Annotated in this window: 18 protein-coding genes and 1 tRNA gene; 16 read left to right on the plus strand and 3 right to left on the minus strand. The window is 63.4% G+C overall.

Annotated features, from left to right (window positions below):
- Window positions 1-37: 37 nt before the first annotated feature.
- Window positions 38-112, plus strand: a tRNA-Glu gene (locus tag ACMQ11_RS04740).
- A gap of 137 nt (window positions 113-249) precedes the next feature.
- Window positions 250-501 carry a 30S ribosomal protein S20 gene (rpsT, locus tag ACMQ11_RS04745; protein WP_418991595.1) on the plus strand — a complete coding sequence of 84 codons (252 nt, stop codon included), beginning with the start codon at window positions 250-252 and terminating at the stop codon, window positions 499-501.
- Between the two features lie 295 nt (window positions 502-796).
- On the opposite strand, the gene ACMQ11_RS04750 is transcribed toward rpsT, so the two are convergent.
- Window positions 797-2,239 (minus strand): bifunctional metallophosphatase/5'-nucleotidase, encoded by a 1,443-nt coding sequence (locus tag ACMQ11_RS04750; RefSeq protein WP_418991597.1) that lies wholly within the window; start codon window positions 2,237-2,239, stop codon window positions 797-799.
- A 71-nt stretch (window positions 2,240-2,310) separates the two neighbouring features.
- Between ACMQ11_RS04750 and ACMQ11_RS04755 the strand changes: the two genes are divergently transcribed.
- From ACMQ11_RS04755 to ACMQ11_RS04805, 11 genes are all read left to right on the plus strand, one after another.
- A complete protein-coding gene (locus ACMQ11_RS04755; protein ID WP_418991599.1) occupies window positions 2,311-3,981 on the plus strand; it encodes a nucleoside kinase in 1,671 nt (556 codons plus the stop codon).
- Window positions 3,982-4,098: 117 nt separating this feature from the next.
- The gene (gene gcvP, locus ACMQ11_RS04760) at window positions 4,099-6,924 is read left to right on the plus strand and encodes an aminomethyl-transferring glycine dehydrogenase (protein WP_418991601.1); all 2,826 of its coding nucleotides are present in this window, start codon (window positions 4,099-4,101) and stop codon (window positions 6,922-6,924) included.
- A gap of 70 nt (window positions 6,925-6,994) precedes the next feature.
- Window positions 6,995-7,540 carry an FKBP-type peptidyl-prolyl cis-trans isomerase gene (locus ACMQ11_RS04765; RefSeq protein WP_418991603.1) on the plus strand — a complete coding sequence of 182 codons (546 nt, stop codon included), beginning with the start codon at window positions 6,995-6,997 and terminating at the stop codon, window positions 7,538-7,540.
- 54 nt (window positions 7,541-7,594) lie between these two features.
- Window positions 7,595-8,764 (plus strand): WG repeat-containing protein, encoded by a 1,170-nt coding sequence (locus ACMQ11_RS04770; protein WP_418991605.1) that lies wholly within the window; start codon window positions 7,595-7,597, stop codon window positions 8,762-8,764.
- Window positions 8,765-8,773: 9 nt separating this feature from the next.
- Window positions 8,774-10,504: a DUF4954 family protein gene (locus tag ACMQ11_RS04775; RefSeq protein ID WP_418991607.1), complete on the plus strand. Its 1,731-nt coding sequence runs from the start codon at window positions 8,774-8,776 to the stop codon at window positions 10,502-10,504.
- Between the two features lie 7 nt (window positions 10,505-10,511).
- Window positions 10,512-11,372, plus strand: a complete 861-nt coding sequence (locus tag ACMQ11_RS04780; protein ID WP_418991609.1) for a VWA domain-containing protein — start codon at window positions 10,512-10,514, stop codon at window positions 11,370-11,372.
- A gap of 2 nt (window positions 11,373-11,374) precedes the next feature.
- Window positions 11,375-12,373 carry a WG repeat-containing protein gene (locus ACMQ11_RS04785; RefSeq protein ID WP_418991611.1) on the plus strand — a complete coding sequence of 333 codons (999 nt, stop codon included), beginning with the start codon at window positions 11,375-11,377 and terminating at the stop codon, window positions 12,371-12,373.
- Window positions 12,374-12,391: 18 nt separating this feature from the next.
- Window positions 12,392-13,315, plus strand: coding sequence for a thioredoxin-disulfide reductase (gene trxB, locus ACMQ11_RS04790; RefSeq protein WP_418991613.1), 924 nt, complete (start codon window positions 12,392-12,394; stop codon window positions 13,313-13,315).
- A gap of 142 nt (window positions 13,316-13,457) precedes the next feature.
- Window positions 13,458-14,381 carry a ribonuclease Z gene (locus ACMQ11_RS04795; protein ID WP_418991615.1) on the plus strand — a complete coding sequence of 308 codons (924 nt, stop codon included), beginning with the start codon at window positions 13,458-13,460 and terminating at the stop codon, window positions 14,379-14,381.
- Entirely contained in the window at window positions 14,378-15,127 is a 750-nt protein-coding gene (locus tag ACMQ11_RS04800; protein ID WP_418991617.1) for an RNA methyltransferase, read from the plus strand. Before ACMQ11_RS04795 ends, ACMQ11_RS04800 begins: the two co-directional genes overlap by 4 nt.
- A gap of 37 nt (window positions 15,128-15,164) precedes the next feature.
- On the plus strand, window positions 15,165-16,715 hold the full coding sequence (locus ACMQ11_RS04805; protein WP_418991619.1) for a S41 family peptidase: 1,551 nt from the start codon (window positions 15,165-15,167) through the stop codon (window positions 16,713-16,715).
- Window positions 16,716-16,770: 55 nt separating this feature from the next.
- On the opposite strand, the gene ACMQ11_RS04810 is transcribed toward ACMQ11_RS04805, so the two are convergent.
- Window positions 16,771-17,154 (minus strand): hypothetical protein, encoded by a 384-nt coding sequence (locus tag ACMQ11_RS04810; protein WP_418991621.1) that lies wholly within the window; start codon window positions 17,152-17,154, stop codon window positions 16,771-16,773.
- A gap of 390 nt (window positions 17,155-17,544) precedes the next feature.
- Between ACMQ11_RS04810 and pdxA the strand changes: the two genes are divergently transcribed.
- The 3 genes from pdxA to infC all read left to right on the plus strand — a co-directional run bounded on the left by pdxA (window position 17,545) and on the right by infC (window position 21,668).
- Entirely contained in the window at window positions 17,545-18,627 is a 1,083-nt protein-coding gene (pdxA, locus tag ACMQ11_RS04815) for a 4-hydroxythreonine-4-phosphate dehydrogenase PdxA (RefSeq protein WP_418991623.1), read from the plus strand.
- A 190-nt stretch (window positions 18,628-18,817) separates the two neighbouring features.
- A complete protein-coding gene (gene thrS / locus ACMQ11_RS04820; RefSeq protein ID WP_418991625.1) occupies window positions 18,818-20,770 on the plus strand; it encodes a threonine--tRNA ligase in 1,953 nt (650 codons plus the stop codon).
- Between the two features lie 277 nt (window positions 20,771-21,047).
- Window positions 21,048-21,668, plus strand: coding sequence for a translation initiation factor IF-3 (infC, locus tag ACMQ11_RS04825; RefSeq protein WP_418991705.1), 621 nt, complete (start codon window positions 21,048-21,050; stop codon window positions 21,666-21,668).
- 437 nt (window positions 21,669-22,105) lie between these two features.
- Here infC and ACMQ11_RS04830 read toward each other — a convergent pair whose 3' ends face one another.
- Entirely contained in the window at window positions 22,106-22,504 is a 399-nt protein-coding gene (locus ACMQ11_RS04830) for a bactofilin family protein (protein WP_418991627.1), read from the minus strand.
- Window positions 22,505-22,736: the final 232 nt, after the last annotated feature.

Consider the following 22,736-nt stretch of genomic DNA (forward strand, 5'->3'; position numbering starts at 1 on the left):
TAAAGTGCCCGCTGTTGCGGGCTGACAATAGCGGCAGGGCCCATTCGTCTATCGGTTAGGACGCAAGATTTTCATTCTTGAAAGAGGAGTTCGACTCTCCTATGGGCTACCAAAACGGCACCCGGCTTTCGGGCTGTGGGTGACGGACGGCAGATACTTTTTCAGGAGCGGGCCCAAGGCCTATCCGAACGCGGCTACGGCACGCGGACAAGCAGAACATAAAAAGTAAAAAAATAAATTAAACGGATTATGGCAAACCATAAGTCATCGAAAAAGAGGATTCGTCAGACCCTGACCAGACGCGCACACAACCGCCTGTTCCACAAGACGGCGCGCAACGCCGTGAAAGCCCTGCGCAACACCACGGAGAAGAGCGCCGCCGAGGCCCTGCTTCCCAAAGTGAACGCCATGCTGGACAAACTGGCCAAGCACCACATCGTCCACAAGAACAAGGCGGGCAACCTCAAAAGCGCGATGCAGCTTCACGTCAACTCATTGTAGTCGAGTCTTTTCGCTTGCGACACAAATCCCGGACCTTCGATAAGGTCCGGGATTTTCGTTTTCGGGGCAGAGCGATTCCAAGTTTACGCTCCCCGAGCGCTGTCGAGGAGTCGCCCAAGGTGAAAGGTGGACTTTGCGAGTAAGCAAGTACAGAGGCTGCTTGCAGGCTCTGCCGAGCGGGAGTGTCCTCGGTCCCGTGCAAATCGCTGTCCTCGATCCCACTGTCGAGGGGTTGCAGTGCACCAAGGTTCACCTTTAACCCTCCACTTTTCACTTTTCACCTTTCACCTTTCACCTACCGGCGCACCACTCTTTGCCGGGGCGTGTTGTCGATCGCAACGGGGCTCTCCTCCTCCAGTTCTTCGAGCAGCACGTCGGCCACGCGGTCGTCGGTGATCTCCCCGTCGGTGCAATCCAGGTCGTTGTAATTGCGGAAGACATAGTCGCTCACGGCCACCTCGTAGGTACGGCCCTCCCGAAGCGCCGGAAACCGCACGTCCAGTGCATTGTCGGCAGCATCGGTGACGATGGTGTAGGGGGTCGTGGAGATCAGGTCGATGCGGTGCGCCTCCTTGATATTGACCGGGTCGTTGTATTTCGACAGGATCATGCGCCGCATCTGGGCGGGGGTCATGCGCATCCGGGCGATGCGGGTTCCGAACGGCTCCAGGTCGTAGACACGTGCCGTGCCCACTCCCCCAGCGGGAATCGTGTCGAGGCGCACGCCGCCGATATGGTAGAAACCGATTTCGGCATCGGCCTCGTCGGCCACGCTGCGGGCCATCCAGTTGGCCAGCCCCCACTTGCCAGCTCCGGAGGCGAGGTGGCCGACAGGACGGTTCAGTTCGGGATTGGCGTAGTAGCGGGCCACCTCGGCGGCATAGGTGCTGTCGGGCTCGTAGGCGCTCAGGGGCACGAGCCGGTAGTCGATGCCGGTAATCCGGCGGCCTTTCATGCGGATGGTCGTGACGCCCACGTTGCGCAGGTCTTTTCCGGTCTGGGTCAGCAGCGTGCCGTTCACCAGCGTGTCGCGCTCGACATGGGTATGGCCCCCGATCACCAGGTCGAACTGCGTATCTTTCTCCAGCAACTCCGCATCGCGGTCGTCCCCCATGTGCGAGACGAGTACCAGCACGTCGACTTTCGGCCGCAGTTCGGCGGCGTACCGCATGGCCATCTGCTGCGGATCGGGGAACCGAAGCCCGGCGTAACTGGAGGCGTTGCCCGCCGGATGGCCCGGGCCCTCGTAGTTGGTCACCACGCCGATGAATCCGATGCGGATGCCGTCGCGCTCGACGATCGTATAGGGCGGGAGCCGAGGGAACGTGCACGTATCGCTCACTACGTTGGCCGAGACCACCTCGAAAGCCATGCTGTCGGTCATGCGCCCCAGAAAGGCCTGTCCGTGGTCGAACTCGTGGTTGCCCAGCGTGGCCACGTCGTAGCCCAGGCGGTTCATCAGCGAGATCATCGGCTTGCCGGGCGTGGTGGCCATGTCCACATAGGCGTTGCCCGTCCAGCGGTCGCCGGCGTCGACGAGCACCACCAGCTGCGCCGTGTCGCGGCACGCCTCGACGGCGGCGGCCAGCTGCGGAAAGTGCTGGATCTTGGCGTGCATGTCGTTGGTCGAGAGCAGCACGAGCGTCCGCTCCCGCGGCGCGCAGGCCGCCGCGACGACAACCGTCAGAAATAGAACCGTTCGGCTTATTTTTTTCACTATATCTGCGTTCTTGTTCATAGAGGCTTTATTTTTGTCAAAGTTACGAATAATTCCTATCTTTACACAGCGTTCAACTCAAAAAACAGTTCATGTCCGACACCATCCAGGTCCGCTGCGAAAACCTCGGCGCCCCGATCCGGGTTCCGATGGGCACGCCCCTCAGCGCCATTGCCTCCCGGCTCGAAAAAGGGCGCTACCCCTTTCTGGCGGCCGAGGTCAACAACCGCATCAAGGAGCTCAGCTACAAAATATATACCCCCGTGACCGTCCGCTTCGTGGACATCACCTCGTTCGCGGGCATCCGCGTCTACCAGCGCACGGCATGGTTCATCCTTCAGAAAGCCGCGCACGACCTCTATCCGGGCCATACGCTCCACATCCGGCACTCGATGGGCCAGAGCGGCTTCTACTGCGAGGTGGACGGCATCGACGAGTTCCCGGCCGAGGAGGCCGCGCGCCTGGCGCACCGCATGCGCGAGATCGTGCGCGAGGACCTACCGATCCGGCGGCGGAAAATCCTGACGCAGGAGGTCCGCGCCCGCTATGCCGAACTGGGCTTCGACGACAAGATAGCCCTGCTGGACACGCGTCCGCGCTTGTACAGCGAGCTCTACACGCTCGGCGACACGGCGGGTTATTTCTACGGCGCGCTCGCCGCCTCGACCGGTTACGTCACGCTGCTGGACATCCAGCCCTACTACAACGGGTTCTACCTGGCCCTTCCGCTGCGCACCGACCCCGACCGGCTGCACCGCCGCGTACACCAGGAAAAAATGTTCGACATCTTCCGCGAATACCAGTCGTGGGTGGCCATCATGGGGGTTCCGACCGTCGGGGACGTCAATTCGAAAGTGCTGGCCGGCGACGCCGGGGGCATGATCAAGATCGCCGAGGCGTTCCACGAACGCAAATTCGCCGAGGTCGCCGACGCCATCCGCGACGCCAACCTCTCGCGCGGCACCCGCATGGTGCTCATCTCGGGCCCCTCGTCAAGCGGCAAGACCACCTCGGCGATGCGGCTGGGACTCCAACTGGGCGTTTTGGGGTTGAAACCCGTGCTCATCTCGCTCGACGACTATTTCGTCGACCGCGAGAAGACCCCGCGCGACGCCGACGGGGAGTACGACTACGAAGCGCTCGAAGCCATCGACCTCGAACTCTTCAACGACCACCTCCGCCGCCTGGTGCGCGGCGAGAGCGTCGACATTCCGCGCTACGATTTCGTCACCGGCCGCCGCACGTGGCACAAGCACCCGCTGACGCTCGACGAGCGGTCGATCCTCGTCATCGAGGGTATCCACGGGCTGAATCCCCGCCTGACGCCGGGCATTCCGGACGACCAGAAATTCCGCATCTACATCTCCTGCTTCACCTCCGTGGCGATGGACAACCTCACGCGCATCGCCACCACCGACAACCGTCTCCTGCGCCGCCTGGTGCGCGACTACACGCAGCGGGGTGCCGACGCGCTGGCCACCCTTGCGCGCTGGGCCTCGGTCCGGCGCGGCGAGGAGCGGCACATCTTCCCCTACCAGGAAAACGCCGACGTCATGTTCAATTCGTCGCTCTTCTACGAAATTTCGGTTCTCCGCCCCTACGCCGAGAAGATTCTGCGCGAGGTGCCCGACACGGTGCCCGAGTTCGACGAGGCGCGGCGGATGCTCAAGTTCCTCGACAATTTCATCCCCATCCCGCCCGACGAGATACCGCCCACGTCGATTCTCAGGGAATTTATCGGCGGGAGCTCGTTCAAGTACTGACCTATTCCCGGAGCCACCGGGCAGCAGCAGCCTGCGGCCGAAGAAAAAAGTTCGACCGGAAATTTGCGCGTCCGACCTTTTGTTATACCTTTGTATACCAAAAAAATTGCACCCACTATGTTCGACAAGTTTTCCGAGCGCCATATCGGCGTGAGCAACGAAAAGGACCTCCGGGCCATGCTCGATACGATCGGCGTGGAGTCGGTCGAGGAACTGATCGCACAGGTCATCCCGCACTCCATCCGCCTCAAAAAACCGCTCGCGCTGCCGGCCGAGGGGATGAGCGAATACGAGTTTGCCGCCCACATAGCCGAACTGGCCGGGCGCAACCGGCCGCTGCGTTCGTTCATCGGCATGGGCTACTACCCCACGGCCGTTCCGGCCGCCGTGGCGCGCAACGTTTTCGAGAACCCCGCGTGGTACACCTCCTATACGCCCTACCAGGCCGAAATCTCGCAGGGCCGTCTCGAGGCGCTTCTGAATTTCCAGACCGCCGTCATTTCGCTCACAGGGCTCGAAATAGCCAACTGCTCGCTGCTCGACGAGGGTACGGCAGCCGCCGAAGCCATGTTGATGATGTTCGCGCTGCGTTCGCGCGAAGCCGTGAAAGAGGGGCGCAACCAGCTCTTCGTCGACCGCAACGTCTTTCCGCAGACGCTCGACGTGCTGCTCACGCGCTCCGAACCGTTCGGCATCGAACTGATCGTGGACGACTACGCGGAGTACGAATTCACGGGCCGCGAATTCGGGGCCCTCGTACAATACCCCGCCGCCAACGGCGAGTTGCGCGACTACGCCGCGTTCTGCGAGGCGGCACACGCCAAAGGGGCGCTCGTCACGGCCGCGGCCGACCTGCTGGCGCTGGCGCTGGTGAAAGCCCCGGGCGAATGGGGCGCCGACATCGCCGTCGGATCGACCCAGCGGCTGGGGACGCCGATGGGCTTCGGCGGTCCAGGCGCCGGCTACATGGCTACGCGCGAGGCTTTCAAGCGCAACCTGCCGGGCCGCATCATCGGCGTCTCGGTGGACCGGCTCGGCAACCGCGCGCTGCGCATGGCGCTCCAGATGCGCGAGCAGCACATCAAGCGCGAGCGCGCCACCTCGAATATCTGCACCGCCTCGGCGCTGATGGCTTCGATGGTGGGCTTCTACTGCGTCTACAACGGCCCCGAGGGGCTGCGCCGCGCGGCCCTGACGGCTCATAAGGCCGCAGCCACGGTAGCCCGCGCACTGGAAGCGCTCGACTACAAACTCGCGTCGAATGTCTTTTTCGACACCCTGGAGGTCGAAGCCGAAGCCGCCGTCGTGCAGTCGCTGGCGCTCGAAAACGGCATCAATTTCTTTTACCCCGCGGAGGGTCGCGTGCGCCTGTCGTTCGACGAGGTGACCACACCCGACGAGGTCGCCCGGGTCATCGGCATCTTCGCCGCGGCCAAGGGCAAAAAGCCCAAGGCAGCGAAAGGCACCGCCGAGAGCGCGATCTCCGAGGCGCTGCGCCGCACGAGCGCCTACCTCACCGAACCCGTCTTCAACACCTACCGCTCCGAGAGCGCCCTGATGCGCTACATCAAGCGGCTCGAACACCGTGACATCTCGCTCGCCGACTCGATGATCTCGCTCGGGTCGTGCACCATGAAGCTCAACGCCGCGGCACTCATGCAGCCCCTCTCGCTGGCCGGATTCCAAAACATGCACCCGTTCGCCCCGGCCGACCAGGCCGAGGGCTACATGCAGCTCATCGCGGCGCTGGAAAAGGATTTGGCGACAATCACAGGCTTCGCGGCCTGTTCGCTCCAGCCCAACTCGGGCGCCGCGGGCGAATACGCCGGGCTGATGGTCATCCGGGCCTACCACCAGAGCCGCGGCCAGGGCTACCGCAACGTGGTGCTCATCCCCGCCTCGGCCCACGGCACCAACCCCGCTTCGGCGGCCATGGCGGGCATGAAGATCGTCACGGTGGCGTGCGACGAGCGGGGCAACATCGATGTCGAGGACCTCGAACGCAAGGCGCAGGAGTACAGTTCGGAGCTGTGCGGGCTGATGGTCACCTACCCCTCGACGCACGGGGTGTTCGAGAGCCGCATCCGTGAGATCGTCGACGCCGTGCACGACGCCGGCGGCCAGGTCTACATGGACGGCGCCAACATGAACGCCCAGGTCGGGCTGACCAACCCGGGCTACATCGGCGCCGACGTCTGCCACCTGAACCTGCACAAGACGTTCGCCATGCCCCACGGCGGCGGAGGCCCGGGCGTGGGCCCGATCTGCGTCGCGGAGCACCTGCGCGGGTTCCTGCCCTCGCACCCGCTCGCCGCGACGGGCGGCGAGGAGGGCATCACGGCCGTGGCGTCGGCCCCGTGGGGTTCGGCCCTGCTGCTGCCGATCACTTACGGCTACATCCGGATGCTCGGAGGCGACGGCCTCAGGCATGCCACCGAGATGGCGATTCTGAACGCCAACTACATGTCCGCGGCGCTGGCTTCGGAATACCGCACCTACTACTCGGGCGAGACGGGTCGCGTGGGTCACGAGATGATCCTCGACCTGACGGAGTTTAAGAAAGAGTACGGCATCGACTGCGGCGACATCGCCCACCGGCTGATGGACTACGGCTTCCACGCCCCGACGCTCTCGTTTCCGGTACACGAGACGCTGATGGTCGAACCCACCGAATCGGAGCCCAAGGAGGAGATGGACCGCTTCATCGAGGCGCTCGTTCGGATCAAACGCGAGTGCGAAGAGGCCGCGGGCGTGGCCGACAACGTGGTGGTCAACGCGCCCCACACCGCCCCCGAACTGGCGGGCGAGTGGCCGCACCCCTATTCGCGTCAGCAGGCCGCATTCCCCCTGGCATGGATCGCCGAGGCCAAATTCTTCCCCTACGTCTCGAAGATCGACAACGGCTACGGCGACAGGAACCTCTGCTGCCGCAATGCGGAATAGGGCACAGAAATTGCAAAATCGAAAGTAATTGGCTATCTTTGCGGCACTTTTTTTAAGATCACAAAAATACATGAAAGTAGAAAACAACAAAATGGTCGGTGTAGACTACAAGCTCACCGTAGACGGACAGATCGCGGACCAGTCGCGCCCGGGTCAGCCCCTCGAATTCATCTTCGGAACAGGCATGCTGCTCCCCAAATTCGAGGCTGCCATCGAGGGCAAGGAGGCCGGCGACAGCGTTTCGTTCACCCTCGAGCCCAAGGACGGCTACGGCGAACTGATCGCCGACGCCGTGGTCGATCTGCCCAAAGAGATATTCATGGTCGACGGCAAGCTGGCCGAGGACATTCTTTTCGAGGGTTCGCAGGTTCCGATGAGCGACTCCCAGGGCAACCGCATGATGGGAATCGTCAAGGAGGTCGGCGATCAGACCGTCAAGATGGATTTCAACCACCCGATGGCGGGCAAGACGCTCGATTTCGACGTGGAGATCGTCTCGGTACGCGACGTGACGCCCGAGGACCTCAAGGGCGGCTGTGCGTGCGGCGACTGCGGCGAGGGCTGCTCGGAAGACTGCGGCTGCGAGGAGCAGGGCGGTCAGTGCAACTGCCATTAACAGATTGATTCTCAAGGGCGGGGCCGCATGGTCCCGCCTTTTTTGTGGCGCCCGGTGCATACCCTCCGTCAATACCTGCTGACCCTCGAAGATCCCCGTGGCCTGACGCGCACGCTCGGGCCCGTCGAACCGTGCCGCGACGCCTCGGGAAAGCTGCAATACGCAGCAGGCAACAGCGCCGTGGTCTTCCGCATCCGCCACCGCGGCCGGCTGTGTTCCTTGCGCTGCTACCTCCGTCCGATGCGCCACCTGCGCGAAATCTACGGCGAGCGGCTGCTCGAACGCGAACTCTACCTCTTTACCGGCCCCGAAACGGGCGAGTGGGTCGATGTGGTCGTGGGCGACTGGATCGAGGGCCGCACCTTGCAGGAGATCCTGACCGAGGCGGCTACGGAGGGCGATCGGGAACGCCTCGCGTCGCTCTCCGATGCGTTCGACCGCCTGGCCGCCGACCTGGTTGCGGACGACCGGGCGCACGGCGACCTCAAACCCGAGAATATCATCGTCTCGCCCGACGGCAGCCTGCACCTGATCGACCTCGATGCCTCGTACCTCCCCGCATTCGCCTCGGAACCCAGCCCCGAACTGGGCACGGCCGCCTTTCAGCATCCCGCCCGTACTGCAGCCGATTTCGACGCCTCCCTCGACGATTTTCCCGCGGCTCTGATCTCCACGGCCCTGCACGTGCTGCGGCTCGATCCCGCCGTTTACGACCGCTACCGGGATGCCGACGGACTGCTCTTCACGCCCGCCCGCATCCCCACGGACCCGGCATTCACGGAGGCGCTGGCCCTCTTCGAACGCCACGGCTGCGCCGCCTGGTACCGCGTCGCACAGTTGATGTGTGCGCCCACACTGCGTCTTTTCGGACTTGCGGAGCTGCTCGGACACGCCACCCGAACCGTTCCTTTCGATGGCGAACCCGAGCTGTTCGTCGCCAACGGACGATGGGGCTACCGGACGCAAACCCGCGTCGTCATTCCGCCGCTCTACGACGCGGGGTTCGATTTCACGGAGGGGCTGGCCGCCGTCCGGTTGGGCCGCACCTGGCACTTTATCGACTCCGCAGGCCGCACGCGCCTGAGTTGTCCGGGCTGCGAAGCGGTCAAACCTTTCCGCCGGGGCCGTGCGCTGATAGTCCGCAACGGGCGCCGTCTGGAGATCGACCGTACGGGGCGCGAATTTGATATTTTGCCGCAAATCGCTATATTTGCGAAAGAATAAACCGCAAGCATGTCCGAAATGAGAACAATGACGGCCGAAGAGATCAGCGCCGTCGAAACGCTCGGCTCCTCGTCCGACGACTGGAACGGGGTGCTGGTCTCCGGCGATTTCCGACCCGAGCAGTTGATTCAGAGCCGCTTGGAGGGCCGGGTCGAGATCGCATCGGGCGTGCGCATCATCCGCTCGCGGGTTGCCAACTACCGCCTGGGGGCGGGGAGCGTGGTCGAGGGCGTGACGGCGCTCGAGTGCCGCCGCCGAACCTCGTTCGGTAACGGCGTCGGCGTGGCGACGATGAACGAATGCGGCGGCCGCATGGTCCCGATCTTCGATACCCTCTCGGCGCAAACGGCCTATCTTGCGGCCGTCTACCGCCACCGCCCGCTACTCACAGCCGCCCTGGAGCGGATGGCCGAAGAGCATGCGCGGTCCCGCACGGCCGAGGTGGGCGAGGTGGGCCGCGGGTGCCGCATCGTCGGGGCCCGCTTCATCCGCGAGGTCCGCATCGGCGACGGGGTCGAGATCGACGGGGTCTCGATGCTCTCGAACGGCACCGTCTCGGACGGCACCCGCATCGGCGTGGATGTCAAGGCCTACGATTTCATCGTCGCCGAGAACGCCCGCGTGGACAACGGCGCGACCCTCGAACGCTGTTTCGTGGGCGAGAGCTGCATCCTGGACAAAGGCTTCACGGCCGCCGACTCGCTCTTCTTCGCCAACTCGCACTGCGAGAACGGCGAAGCCGCCGCCGTTTTCGCCGGTCCCTACACCGTCTCGCACCACAAGTCGTCGCTTTTGATCGCCGGCATGTTCTCGTTCTTCAACGCCGGCAGCGGCTCGAACCAGAGCAACCACCTCTTCAAGAGCGGCGCCGTCCACCAGTCGGTCCACCTCAGGGGCTGCAAGTTCGCATCGAGCGCCTACATCATGTCCCCGGCCCTCGAGGGGGCTTTCACGATGGTCATGGGCCACCACTCCCACCACCACGACACCTCGCTCTTCCCCTACTCCTACCTGGTCGAAAAGGAGGGCCGCTCGCACCTGATGCCCGGGGCCAACCTCACCAGCTTCGGCGCCGTGCGCGACATCGAAAAGTGGCCCGCCCGCGACCGCCGCACGTGCGGGCGCGACGTGATCGACTTTGCCGAATACAATCCCTACGTGACTGGAGCTATGCTCCGGGCCGTGGATGCGCTCCACACGCTGCGCGAGCAAGATCCCGACGCACAAACCTACACCTGGCGCAAGGCCGTGATCCGTTCGACGGCTCTCGAACGGGGCATAGGGCTCTACAACAAGGCCATTGTCGCGGCGCTCGGGGCCATGCTCGGCAAGGGAGCCTCCGACGGGCGGTACGACGGCTCGGGCCGCTGGCTGGACATCGCGGGGCAGTACATCACCAAACGCGAGGTCGAGGCGATCGTCCGTGCCGTCGAAAACGGCTCTCTGGCGAGCCCGGAGGCAATCGACAACCGGTTCCGGCTCTTCCACCTCCGCTACGACGATTACGCCCGCGACTGGGCCCTGACCGCTTACGCCGCACTCCTGGGCCGCACGCCCTCGGCCGAAGAGATCGACGAGGCCATCCGGGCCGGACGCAACGCCCACGCGGCCATGCGGCGCACGACGGACGCCGACCGTGACCGCGACTGCTCGCTCGACATGGCCGTCAGCTACGGACTGGACAGCGACCGGGAGGAGGAGATACGCGACGACTACTACTCCGTAAGGGGGCTTAAATAGACGCAACATGTACACACACAGCATCACACGTGCGCACCGCACGGCTTTCGCGCTGGTGATCGACGGCTCGGGTTCGATGGCCGAGCAGATCCGTTACCGCGGACAGCTGACGACCAAGGCCGAAGCGGTGGCCGCCATTACCAACGACCTGTTGTTCGAACTGATCGAACGGGCTCGCCGCAGCGACGGCGTGCGCGACTACTACGACATCGCCGTGATGGGCTACTCGGGCGACGACGAGGTCCGTTCGCTGCTGCCTTTCGGCCAGCGGTTCATCCCAGTCACCGAGTTGGCTGCGCAGCCCATGCCGATGCGCACGACCTTGCAGGAGTTCCGCCAACCCGACGGCTCCGTCACGCAGCGCGAGATGCCCGCTCCGGCCTGGATCGAACCCTGCGCAGCCGGTCAGACGCCCATGTGCGAAGCGCTCCGGCAGGTGCGCGATCTCTTGACCGTCTGGACCGAAAAACGGGCCAACACCGACAGCTTTCCGCCCGTGGTCTTCAACATCACCGACGGCGAAGCCACCGACTGCGACGCGGAGGAGCTGCGCACCGTTTCGGAGCAGATTCGCTCGCTTCGCACCACGGACGGGAACGTCCTGCTGATTAACATCCACATCGCCGCCGACGAGACGGGCCGCACGGTCTTCTTCCCGACCGAGGAAGAGGCTGCGACCTGTCCCAACCGCTATGCGGCCCTCCTCTACGACTGTTCGAGCCGCATGCCCGAGGTCTTCGAGCAGGCGATCCGCGCGGCCAAGGGGCCCGGCGCGATGCCCCCTTTTCGGGGCATGAGCTTCAACGCTTCGGCGGCCGAACTGGTCGCCATGCTCAACATCGGTTCGATCAGCGCTAAAACCGAGTAGCCATGATCCCCACCCTGCAACAATTCATGCGGGCGCTGCTGACGCCCGACCTCTCGCTCCGAACGCTCACCGATGCCCGCCCCGTAACCGAACCCAACGGGCTTCCGCGTCTGATGCGGACCACCCGCTTCGCCGAGGCGACGATCTGCTGGCGCGAGCGCCGCTGGCTGCTTTCGATGCCGCTGACCGCCTCCGCGCTGCCGCGTATCGAACGCACGGTCTCGGCCATCAAGCGCCTCACTTCCGAGTGGATCGTTCCCTACCGCATCCTGCCGGGCGAACTTCTGTGGCAGGACCCCTCCGGGGAGCCGCAGCGCTGCGATCTGGTGCTGCAACTGCTACCCGAGGGGCGTGATTTCGAAGATGCGCTGCTCTTCGAGGACAAATCGACGCTTCTGGATGCGCTCGATGCGCTTCAGGCCGAGTTGAAGCGGCTCGCTTTCACCCACAACAACCTTACGGCCGAAAACTTGCGCTGGTCCGCCGGACGGCTGATCCCGCTCCGCTACCACGATGCCCGGATCGGTACGGATTCGGACGGCGACGCCGCGGAGTTCGAAACCCTGCGCCGCAAGATCACCCAGTCCGCCGGGCCGCAGCAGATTGTCACCGACGTGGAGGCGCCCTACGATCCGATTCGCAGCCTGACGGGGCACCTCTGGACGAGCAGCATCCGCGAAGGGATCGTGCTGGTGCAGGATCCGAGCGGCCTCTACGGCTATGTCGATCCCGACAACAACCCGCTCATCCCCGTACAGTACAAATGGGCGGGCGATTTCCATGAAAACCGCGCCGAGGTCGAAACCGAAACGGGCGCGGGTCTGATCGACCGCGAGGGCCGCTACATCATCGAACCCCGATACGAAATGATCGAGTACGACTACGAGAAGAGCGTGGTCCACGTGCGCCTGGACGGTCGCTGGGCCCTGTTCGACTACATGGGCCGGCGCTTGACGGAATTCGTCGAGCGCAACACGGCTGTCGGGTCCGAAATTTGCTGACACTTAATTAAAGAAAATATGGAAGAAGAAGTAAAAGTCCTGATTATCGGCAGCGGTCCCGCAGGCTACACCGCCGCCATCTACCTCTCGCGCGCCAACCTCCAGCCCGTGCTCTACGAGGGCATCACCCCGGGCGGTCAGCTCACGACGACCACCGAGATCGAGAATTTCCCGGGCTATCCCGACGGCGTGGACGGCAACCAGATGATGGTCGACATGCGCCGCCAGGCCGAACGCTTCGGAGCGCAAATCCGCACGGGGGTCATCACGCGCGTCGATCTGGCATCGCGTCCGTTCCATGTGGTCGTGGACGGCGAGCAGGAGCTGCGCGCCGAGAGCATCATCATCGCCACGGGCGCCACGGCCAAGTACCTGGGTCTGCCGTCCGAAACCAAATACCGCGGTCAGGGCGTGAGCGCCTGCGCCACCTGCGACGGCTTCTTCTACCGCAAGAAAGACGTGGCGGTGGTCGGCGGCGGCGACACGGCGTGCGAGGAGGCCACCTACCTGGCTTCGTTGTGCCGCAAGGTCTACCTGATCGTGCGCAAACCGTTCCTGCGCGCCTCGAAAGCGATGCAGCAGCGGGTGTTCAACACGCCCAACATCGAGGTGCTGTTCGAACACAACACCGCCGAGGTGCTGGGCGACGAGTCGGGCGTGACGGGGGCGCTGCTGCGCGCCAACGACGGCTCGGAGCGCAAGATCGACATCTCGGGATTCTTCCTGGCGATCGGACACCACCCCAACACGGAGCTCTTCGCCGATCAGCTCCAGCTCGACGCCGAGGGGTATATCGTCACAGAGGGCACCTCCTCGCGTACCAACATCGAGGGGGTCTTCGCCGCGGGCGACGTGCAAGACCCGCACTACCGCCAGGCCATCACGGCCGCCGGCTCGGGCTGCGTGGCCGCGCTCGACTGCGAGCGGTTCCTGCTGCGGTAAGGGACGGTTCGCTTCCGCTCTGGCCTCGCTACTGCCAACGGATAAAGCCCCCGCCTCGGCGGGGGTTTAAACACGCCGCCTGCGGCGCCGAGAACAGCGCCGGATCGGCAGGAACAGGAAAATAAATAAAAAAAACGATGAATTGAGCTTCTCGGTCACCATACTCGGTTCGGCTTCGGCCAAACCCACTGCGAGCCGCCACCCGTCGGCCCAGGCGGTCGACATCCACGAGCAGTACTACCTGGTGGATGCGGGCGAGGGCGTGCAGCAGCAGCTGGTCCGATGTGGTATCAACCCGCTGAAAATCCGGGCCGTGTTCATCTCGCACCTGCATGGCGACCACGTGTACGGACTCTTTCCGCTGATCTCCTCGCTGGGCCTCTACGGGCGGCGGACCCCGCTGCGGATCTTCGCCCCGGCGCCGTTCGGCGAGATGCTGGCCTGCCACCTCAAGTATTTCGACAGCGAACTGCCCTATCCGGTGGTCTGGACCGAGGTCGACACGACCGAGCATGCGCTTCTGATGGAGAACCGCACGCTGGAGGTGTGGAGCATTCCCCTGCGCCACCGCATCGCCTGTGCGGGGTTCCTCTTCCGCGAGAAGCAGCCGCCGCTGAATGTGGACAAGTTCAAGATCGCCAAATACGGACTTTCGGTCGCCCAGATCACGGCGGCCAAACGGGGCGAGGACATTGCGCTCGATACGGGCGAAATCCTCCCCAATGCCTCGGTGACCTACCGCCCCTATGAGCCGCGCTCCTACGCCTACCTCTCGGACACCAACTATTCGGCCCGCGCAGCCACGCTCTGCAAGGGGGTCGATCTGATGTACCACGAGGCGACCTACGCGGCCGCCGAGCAGCGCAGCGCCCGCGAACGGGGCCACGCGACCACCGTCGACGCAGCCAAGGCGGCCCTCAAGGCCGGCGCCGGGCGGCTGGTGATCGGACACTACTCGTCGCGCTACAAGGACGAAAGCGTGCTGGTCGAGGAGGCCCGGCAGCTCTTCCCCGAGACCTACCCCGCCACCGAGGGGGTCTGCTACAACATCGAAAAACGACCATGACCAAAGCCGAAATCCAACTCATCCGCTCGCTGGCCGACAAGCGCGGCCGCGCGGAGCACGGCCTGTTCGTGGCCGAGGGCGAGAAGCTCATCGGCGAACTGCGCGCTTCGCACCTCGGGGTGCGCAAAATCTTCGCCCTGGAGGGCGTGTTCCGGGGCCCGGAGGTCGAGACCGTCACGGCCCGCGACATGGAGCGGCTGTCGCTGCTCAAGACGGCCAATACGTCGCTGGCGCTCGTCGAGATTCCGCGCTACGAACTGCGGCCGCGGGAGTTGGCCGGGCGCCTGACGCTGGCATTGGACGATGTGCAGAACCCCGGGAACCTGGGCACGATCATCCGCCTGGCGGACTGGTTCGGCATCGCGGACGTGGTCTGCTCCGAGGGCTCGGCGGACTGCTTCAACCCCAAGGTCGTGCAGGCCACGATGGGCGCTATCGTCCGCGTGCGGGTCCACTACACCGACCTGCCGCGTTTTCTCGAAGCGGCGGCCCATGAACTGCCCGTCTACGGCACGCTGCTCGAGGGGGAGAATATCTACCGGGCGCCGCTCACCGAGGCGGGCGTCGTGGTGATGGGCAACGAGGGGCGCGGAATCTCCGACGCCGCGGCCCGCACCCTCACCCGCAAGTTGTTCATCCCGCCCTGGCCCGCGGACCGGCACGGCTCCGAGTCGCTCAACGTAGCGATGGCGACCGGCATCGTCTGCGCCGAGTTCCGTCGCCGGGCGGACGCCCGGCCCGAGTAAAACGATACGGCCCGGAACACGATCGCCCCCAAAGCACATGCCGAAAAACCTTTTGCTGCTCTTCGCCTTGCCGTTCGCGGCACCGCTGCCAGCCCAAACCCCTTATACCAACCCCGCGGTCGAACAGCGCGAGGACTACATCGCGGGCAACCCCTGCCAGCGGGACCTGCTGCTCTTCGTGGACCTGCTGCGCACGAGCCATCCGGCGTTCTGCACCGGTGAAGAGGCCCCTTTTTCCGCAGACAGCATCTCCGAAGCGGGCTATCGCCTGGCGGCCCGCTGCCGCTCGGCGGCAGAGTTGCAACCCTTGTTGCAACGGATCGCGGCCCGGCTGCACGACGGTCATACGCAGGTCTATCCGCACTCGCAGGCGCGCAGCCACTACCCGCTCGAACTCTTCGGCGACGGCCGCGAACTGCGCCTGCAAGCCGTGGCCCCGGAGTGGGAATCCGCGTTGGGCAAGCGGATCGACAGCCTCAACGACCGTCCCGTGCAGGAGGTGTTGGAAAGCCTCCGCACGATGCTCAGCTACGACAACGAAGCCGGTTTCCGCCTCCTGGCGAACATGCTGCTGCAAGCGCCCGCTCTCTGGCAGCAGAGCCCCTGCGCCCGGGCGGATTCGGCGCTTCGGATCGTCTTTTCGGACGGAGAGCGGATCGAACTCACTCCCCGTCCCGGCAAAGTGCGCAACCTGGCCTCGGTACGCAAGGCCCCAGCCGACTACCCCGTCCGACCGACGCGGGACCCGTTCGCCTACACGTTGCTGCCCGGACGGAACGTGTGCTACCTCCAGTTCAACCGCTGCCAGGATCAGAGCACCGCGCGTGCCATGTACCGCTACACCGGAACCGAGATTACTGACGAAATGGAGGCGCAGCTGCAACGCATGCCCCGCTTCGACCGCTTCGCCGAGGAGCTGTTCCGCCGCATCGAGGCCGAGGGCATCCGCACCCTGGTGATCGACCTGAGCCGCAACTCAGGCGGCAACAGCCGGCTGTGCGACGTGCTGCTCTCGTGGCTGCGGCCCCTCGACTCGCTCCGAACTTTCTCCTCCTCGATCCGTCTCTCGCCTCTCTGGGAGCAGCAATACCCCCGAATGGCGCAGCGGCTTCGGGAGCGGTTCGAGCGGTCCGGCCAGACGCTCGACCCCGACCGGCTCTACGACCAGCGCGACTCGCTCTTCAGATCGGACGGGCGGGACGAAGCGACGCAGGAATTGTTCCTCACCAACCGCGACCCGCAGCGCTGTTTCCGGGGCCGCGTGATCGTGGTGCAGGGGCCCGGAACATTCAGCAGCGCGGGCATTCTGGCGACGATGATCGCGGACAACGGCATCGGGGAGATCGTGGGCCGGCAGGCTGCGTTCCGGCCGTCGCACTACGGCGATCTGTTGATGTGGGAGCTGCCCCATACGGGGCTGCGCGGCTCGGTCAGCTCCAAATTCTTCGCGCGGCCCGACGCGAGCCGCAACGGGGAGTGTGTGCTGCGACCCGATGTGGAACTGGCGCCGACCTGGGAGGAGTATCTCCGGGGTATCGACCCCGTGCAGCAATGGATCCTGGACCGGACCGCTCCCAAAGCGCGGTAATCCCAAGGCAGAGCGGCAGGATGAAAAAAAGAGGCTTGGCGGAAAGCCGTCCAAACTAAAGCGGCTGCGCAGCCTCTTCGGCCTCCATTTCGGCGCAGTGGGCAGCCATCTTCTCGGCCAACAGCCGCATCTCTTCCAGTTTTTCACGCGCTTCGAACAACTGCTTTTTGCCGATTTCGTGCCTTTCGCCCAGCCGTTCGACCTCCTGTACGAAGAGTTCGACGCACTCGCGGACCTGCCGGGGCGTGCTTCCGTCGGCAGCCGGGGCCTGGAACAGTACGCCGGCGAGCCGCTTGACGACGACCTGCACCCGCAGCAGCGGCTCGGCGTGCCGTTCGCGTTCCGAACGGGAGGACCAAAACGTACTGTACACCAGATCGAAAACAATCGAGAGCATCGAGGTTCGCAGCTGCTCGCATTGAATTTCAGACTTTTTCATAGTCGCAAATTTTTGGCTGGCTACGAAAACGCGGACCGCCCGTTAATCCACCCGTGAGGCCCTGGGAAGCCCGTAACGTAGGATATGGAGATGGCCCGCGCCGAAAACGACGCGAGCATCAACTTTTATTCCTTACGTTACTGAAATTTCCCAGGTTTCACGAGTAAGAAAAAAGCCAATGCGCTTTTTCGTATGGTATGTCCGTACCCCTCACAGAGTACGAAAACAAAGATAGCAAAAAATCACCCGATTGCAAAAGAAACGCGGGACGGGATGCAATTTTCGATTTAGCTGCGACCGGACCCCGGAGCGGCAGCGGAAAAATTCCCCGAAAGCCGTTGCGGATTCTGAATAATATAGTTATCTTTGTAAGTTGAAATAGAAATATCCATGTCCGAACACAAACTCAGAATAGGCATCACGCAGGGAGACCCCAACGGCATCGGCTGGGAGGTCATCCTCAAGGCGCTCGCCGACCCGCGCATGACCGAACTCATGACGCCCGTGGTCTACGGTTCGCCCGAAGCGGCCGCCTGTTACCGAAATACGCTCGCCCAGACCGAGGAGTTGCAGCTGCACCCCGTCCCGTCGGCCCGCGACGCCCGGCCCGGCCGGGTCAGCCTCGTCGCCGCGGGCCGCATCGCGGCCGTCGAGCCCGGCAAAGCCACCCCCGAGGCCGGACAGGCCGCCGTCGAGGCGCTCGCCGCGGCCGTGCACGACCTCAAGGAGGGCCATCTCGACGCTCTGGTCACGGCACCGTTCGACAAGGAGACCGTCCAGAGCGACGCGTTCCGCTACACGGGGCATACCGAATATTTCGGGGCCGAATTCGAGGGCGAGCCGATGATGATCCTGTGCAGCGACCTGCTGCGCGTGGGGCTGGTCACCAAGCACATCCCCGTGTCGGAGATCAGCCGCAGCATCACGCGCGAGAAGATCGTCCGCGACCTGGAGAACCTGCGGCGGACGCTGATCGCCGATTTCGGGATCGTCGAACCGCGCATCGCCGTGCTGGCGCTCAACCCCCATGCCGGAGACGGCGGGCTGGTGGGCCGCGAGGAGGTGGAGGTCATCAAGCCGGCCATCGTCGAAGCCTTTTCGAAAGGGGTGCTGGCTTTCGGACCTTTCGCCGCCGACGGGCTCTTCGCGGGAGGCGGCTATGCCAAGTACGACGGCGTGCTGGCCATGTACCACGACCAGGGGCTGGCTCCGTTCAAGACCCTCTCGCCCGAGGGTGTGAATTTCACCGCCGGGCTCTCGGCCGTGCGCACCTCGCCCGACCACGGCACGGCTTTCGACATCGCCGGCAAGGACCTGGCCGACCCGCAGTCGATGCGCAACGCCATCTACCTGGCGCTGGACATCGTGGCGCGGCGCCGCGCCTGGTCCGCCTGGACGGCCGATCCGCTCCAGCGCGCCGAACGCGAACGCGCTTCGCGCGACCAGTCGTTCCGCGATACGTCCGGGAGGTGAACTTGCGAGCGTGGGCTGAGACCGTTTGCGAACTATGCCGGGCGGGGGCAAAGAGAAGCCTCCGGGCGGCGGGTTAACGGCACGGCGACCGAATGTGAATTTTGAATTGACCGACGAGGGTTTCGCGGCGTATTCCGTCTCGTAATTGTGGAAGCGCTTCGGGCCCGAAAAACTTAACGAATAAGAACAGATGATTGAAATCACTTTTCCCGACGGCTCCGTAAGGGAGTATGCCGACGGGACGACAGCCTACCAGATCGCCCAGAGCATCAGCCCTCGTTTAGCTGCTGACTCGCTGGCGGCCTCGGTAAACGGCGCGACGCAGGACATGACGCGCCCGATCGGGGAGAATGCCTCCATCCGATTCTACAAATGGGACGATCCGGAGGGCAAGCACGCTTTCTGGCACACCTCGTCGCACCTCTTGGCCGAAGCCCTCGAGGCCCTCTACCCGGGCATCAAGTTCGGCATCGGCCCGGCCATCGAAAACGGCTTCTACTACGATGTCGACTCCCCCGTGCCCATCACCGAGGCCGACCTTGCGCGCATCGAGCAGAAAATGGTCGAACTCTCGCGCAACAAAGAGCGGCTCATCCGGCGCGAGGTTCCCAAGGCCGAAGCGCTCGAGACTTTCACCGCGAAAGGCGACCAATACAAGGTCGAACTGATTACGGATCTCGAGGACGGCACCATTTCGTTCTACACCAACGGTGCGTTCACGGACCTCTGCCGCGGACCGCATATTCCCGATACGGGCTATATCAAGGCCGTGAAGCTCACCTCCGTGGCCGGTGCCTATTGGCGCGGCAACGAGAAGAACAAGATGCTCACGCGCATCTACGGCATTACGTTCCCCAAGAAATCGATGCTCGACGAGTACCTGGTGATGCTGGAGGAGGCCAAGAAGCGCGACCACCGCAAGCTGGGCAAGGAGCTCGAGCTGTTCACGTTCTCGCAGCGTGTCGGTCAGGGGCTGCCGCTGTGGCTGCCGAAAGGCGCCGCTCTGCGGGAGCGGCTGGAGCAGTTCCTGCGCGGCGTGCAGAAAGAGTACGGCTACCAGCAGGTCATCACCCCGCATATCGGCAACAAGGAGCTCTACGTCACCTCGGGCCACTACGCCAAATACGGCAAGGATTCGTTCCAGCCCATCCACACCCCCATCGAGGGCGAGGAGTACCTGCTCAAACCGATGAACTGCCCCCACCACTGCGAAATCTACCGCTCGAAGCCCCGCTCGTACAAGGAGCTCCCCGTGCGGCTGGCCGAATTCGGCACCGTCTACCGCTACGAGCAGTCGGGCGAGCTGCACGGACTGACGCGCGTGAGAGGGTTCACGCAGGACGACGCCCACCTGTTCGTCCGACCCGACCAGCTGCTGGAGGAGTTCGAGCGCGTGATCGACATCGTGCTCTACATCTTCAAAACGCTCAAGTTCGACAACTATACGGCACAGATTTCGCTGCGCGACCCCAATAACAAGGAGAAATACATCGGCTCGGACGAGAACTGGGACAAGGCCGAAGCGGCGATCATGCAGGCGGCCCGGGAGCGCGGACTGACGACGGTCATCGAGTACGGCGAAGCCGCGTTCTACGGTCCCAAGCTCGACTTCATGGTCAAGGACGCCATCGGACGCAAGTGGCAGCTGGGCACCATCCAGGTGGACTACAACCTGCCCGAACGATTCGACCTGACCTACAAGGGCGCCGACGACCGGCTGCACCGCCCGATCATGATCCACCGCGCACCGTTCGGGTCGATGGAGCGCTTCGTGGCCGTGTTGCTGGAGCATACGGGCGGCAAGTTCCCGCTCTGGCTCGCGCCCGACCAGGTGGTCGTGCTGCCCATTTCGGAGAAGTTCAACGACTACGCCCACCGGGTCGCCGACTACCTCAACCGCAACGACGTCCGCACGCAGGTGGACGACCGCAACGAGAAGATCGGCCGCAAGATACGCGACAACGAGCTCAAGCGCACGCCCTATCTGTTGATCGTGGGTGAAAAAGAGGAGGCCGAGGGGCTGGTTTCGGTACGCGCCCAGGGCGAGGGGGACAAGGGACAGATGTCGATGGAAGCGTTCCGCGACCTGATCGCCGGGCTGGTACACGAAGAGATGGAAGCCAACAAGTTGCGCAATTCATAATTAAAAATTAAGAATTGAGAATTAAGGCCCAACTGCGGAACCGGCCGACAGGCAGGACGGCAAGGCAGACTTTCCGGGGAAAATACCAAAGGCGGCCGACGCCGCCAAGAGTACGGTAATTACCCAGGCCGGCAACCGAGCCCCGCAAAGCCCTTTCCTCGGAAAGGGTTCGGAGCGGGGTCCGAACTGAAAACGCGGCGCAAACGCCGCGGGGCCACCGCCGACAGGAGCCGGAAAACGTGAAACACAATTATTAACTTAACTAATACGTACAACTATCGCAGCACCAAAACCATTCCCGCCGCGGCCGTTTACCCCCGGGAATAACAGACCGAAACCGGCATCCGGCACCAACAACCGCTTCGGACGCCGCCCGCCCGTAAAGGAGAATCCCCACCGGATCAACTCGGAGATCACGGCTACGGAAGTGCGCGTGGTCGGCGACAACGTCGGCCAGCCGCGGGTACTGCCGATCCGCGATGCGCTCCGCCTGGCCGACGAGATGGAACTCGACCTGATCGAAATTTCGCCAAAAGCCGAGCCCCCCGTATGCCGCATCGACGACTACCAGAAATTCCTCTACCAGCAGAAGAAGAAAGCCAAAGAACTGAAAGCCAATCAGGTAAAGGTAGTGGTCAAAGAGATTCGTTTTGGCCCGCAGACCGATGAGCACGACTACAATTTCAAGTTGAAGCACGCGCAGAATTTTCTGAAAGAGGGTGCCAAGGTCAAGGCTTACGTCTTTTTCCGCGGTCGTTCGATCGTATTCAAGGAGCAGGGTGAAATCCTGCTGCTGCGCTTCGCCACCGACCTGGAAGATGTGGCCAAGGTGGAGACCATGCCCAAACTCGACGGCAAGAAGATGAATATGATGCTGGCGCCCAAGGTCCGCAAATAGGGCCGGCCTGGCAGCACGACAGCATCCCGAAGGCAGGGCCGGCGAGCGGCCCGCAGGCAAAAACAACGACAGCGGGGCGGATTCGGTCCGGACCGCGAGTCGTTGTTTTTGCGTTTTACGGCCGGAACGGCCGACGCGGCCGCATGCGCTGAAATTGCAGCTCTTACCGTATAGGCCGATCCTCCGGCCGAAATCACAGCCCGGCAGCGATTCTCTCAGCCGCTCCGGTTCGCACGGCAAACCGAAAGCGGAACACCTCGGTCCCGCCTCTCAACCGAAACAGGCCGGACAACACAGCAGCAAGCAGAGCCTAAATCTCGGCCCGGCAGCCGAAAAGTTCAGCCACGCCACAACGTCCGTAAGTCATCAGGTGGAATGCCCTATAACGAGCGTCCCACCTGATGGTACCGATTGCGAAATCGGTTTCGCAGCCCCGTCTACTCCTCAACCGTCTCGTAACAGTCGGTCGCATGGTCGGAAGCAACCGCAAGGAGCCCTTTCTGCTCTTCGGGACTGGAGACGATCTTCCCCTGGATGACCACTCCGGACTCGACCTGAACGAGCGCCGAAACCAGATCGCCGTGGACCGTGGCGGGCTTGCGCACCTCCAGCGAACGCCGGGTCACGATACTACCCTTGACAAAACCGCATACCAGCGCCGAGTCGCTCTCGATATCCCCCTCGAAGCGGGACGTCGGGCCCAGCTCCACGTGTTTGGTCGAACGGATCGTTCCGTACACCTCCCCGTCGATGGTTACGTCGGCATTGGCTTCGATATCTCCCGTGAATTTGATATTCTCGGAGATGTAAGTCATTTTTTGTTTGAACAGTTTCATTGGATGATGGATTTGGGTTTGAGTTATTATCTGCTTTCGTCCGGATCGGGACGATGCCAGTCTGCTCGATAATAGTCACTCGATGTCTGCATGGAAAAAACAGTTCGAAATGCCCGTGCGGCAGCCTGAAACAGCCGCATGACAATTTGCTGAAATTTCTTCATAGGAAATCGGAGTTAGCGCCCTCCAGTCCCGAAAGAGCCATACACAACAAGAAAGCGTGGAACTGAAA

This window comes from Alistipes sp., from assembly GCF_048465575.1.
GTDB lineage: Bacteria > Bacteroidota > Bacteroidia > Bacteroidales > Rikenellaceae > Alistipes.

Bases quoted from the DNA above. Each gene is read 5' to 3' on its own strand.
- rpsT (WP_418991595.1), top strand. From the start codon at position 250: ATGGCAAACCATAAGTCATCGAAAAAGAGGATTCGTCAGACCCTGACC.
- ACMQ11_RS04750 (WP_418991597.1), bottom strand. From the start codon at position 2,239: ATGAACAAGAACGCAGATATAGTGAAAAAAATAAGCCGAACGGTTCTA.
- ACMQ11_RS04755 (WP_418991599.1), top strand. From the start codon at position 2,311: ATGTCCGACACCATCCAGGTCCGCTGCGAAAACCTCGGCGCCCCGATC.
- gcvP (WP_418991601.1), top strand. From the start codon at position 4,099: ATGTTCGACAAGTTTTCCGAGCGCCATATCGGCGTGAGCAACGAAAAG.
- ACMQ11_RS04765 (WP_418991603.1), top strand. From the start codon at position 6,995: ATGAAAGTAGAAAACAACAAAATGGTCGGTGTAGACTACAAGCTCACC.
- ACMQ11_RS04775 (WP_418991607.1), top strand. From the start codon at position 8,774: ATGTCCGAAATGAGAACAATGACGGCCGAAGAGATCAGCGCCGTCGAA.
- ACMQ11_RS04780 (WP_418991609.1), top strand. From the start codon at position 10,512: ATGTACACACACAGCATCACACGTGCGCACCGCACGGCTTTCGCGCTG.
- ACMQ11_RS04785 (WP_418991611.1), top strand. From the start codon at position 11,375: ATGATCCCCACCCTGCAACAATTCATGCGGGCGCTGCTGACGCCCGAC.
- trxB (WP_418991613.1), top strand. From the start codon at position 12,392: ATGGAAGAAGAAGTAAAAGTCCTGATTATCGGCAGCGGTCCCGCAGGC.
- ACMQ11_RS04800 (WP_418991617.1), top strand. From the start codon at position 14,378: ATGACCAAAGCCGAAATCCAACTCATCCGCTCGCTGGCCGACAAGCGC.
- ACMQ11_RS04805 (WP_418991619.1), top strand. From the start codon at position 15,165: ATGCCGAAAAACCTTTTGCTGCTCTTCGCCTTGCCGTTCGCGGCACCG.
- ACMQ11_RS04810 (WP_418991621.1), bottom strand. From the start codon at position 17,154: ATGAAAAAGTCTGAAATTCAATGCGAGCAGCTGCGAACCTCGATGCTC.
- pdxA (WP_418991623.1), top strand. From the start codon at position 17,545: ATGTCCGAACACAAACTCAGAATAGGCATCACGCAGGGAGACCCCAAC.
- thrS (WP_418991625.1), top strand. From the start codon at position 18,818: ATGATTGAAATCACTTTTCCCGACGGCTCCGTAAGGGAGTATGCCGAC.
- ACMQ11_RS04830 (WP_418991627.1), bottom strand. From the start codon at position 22,504: ATGAAACTGTTCAAACAAAAAATGACTTACATCTCCGAGAATATCAAA.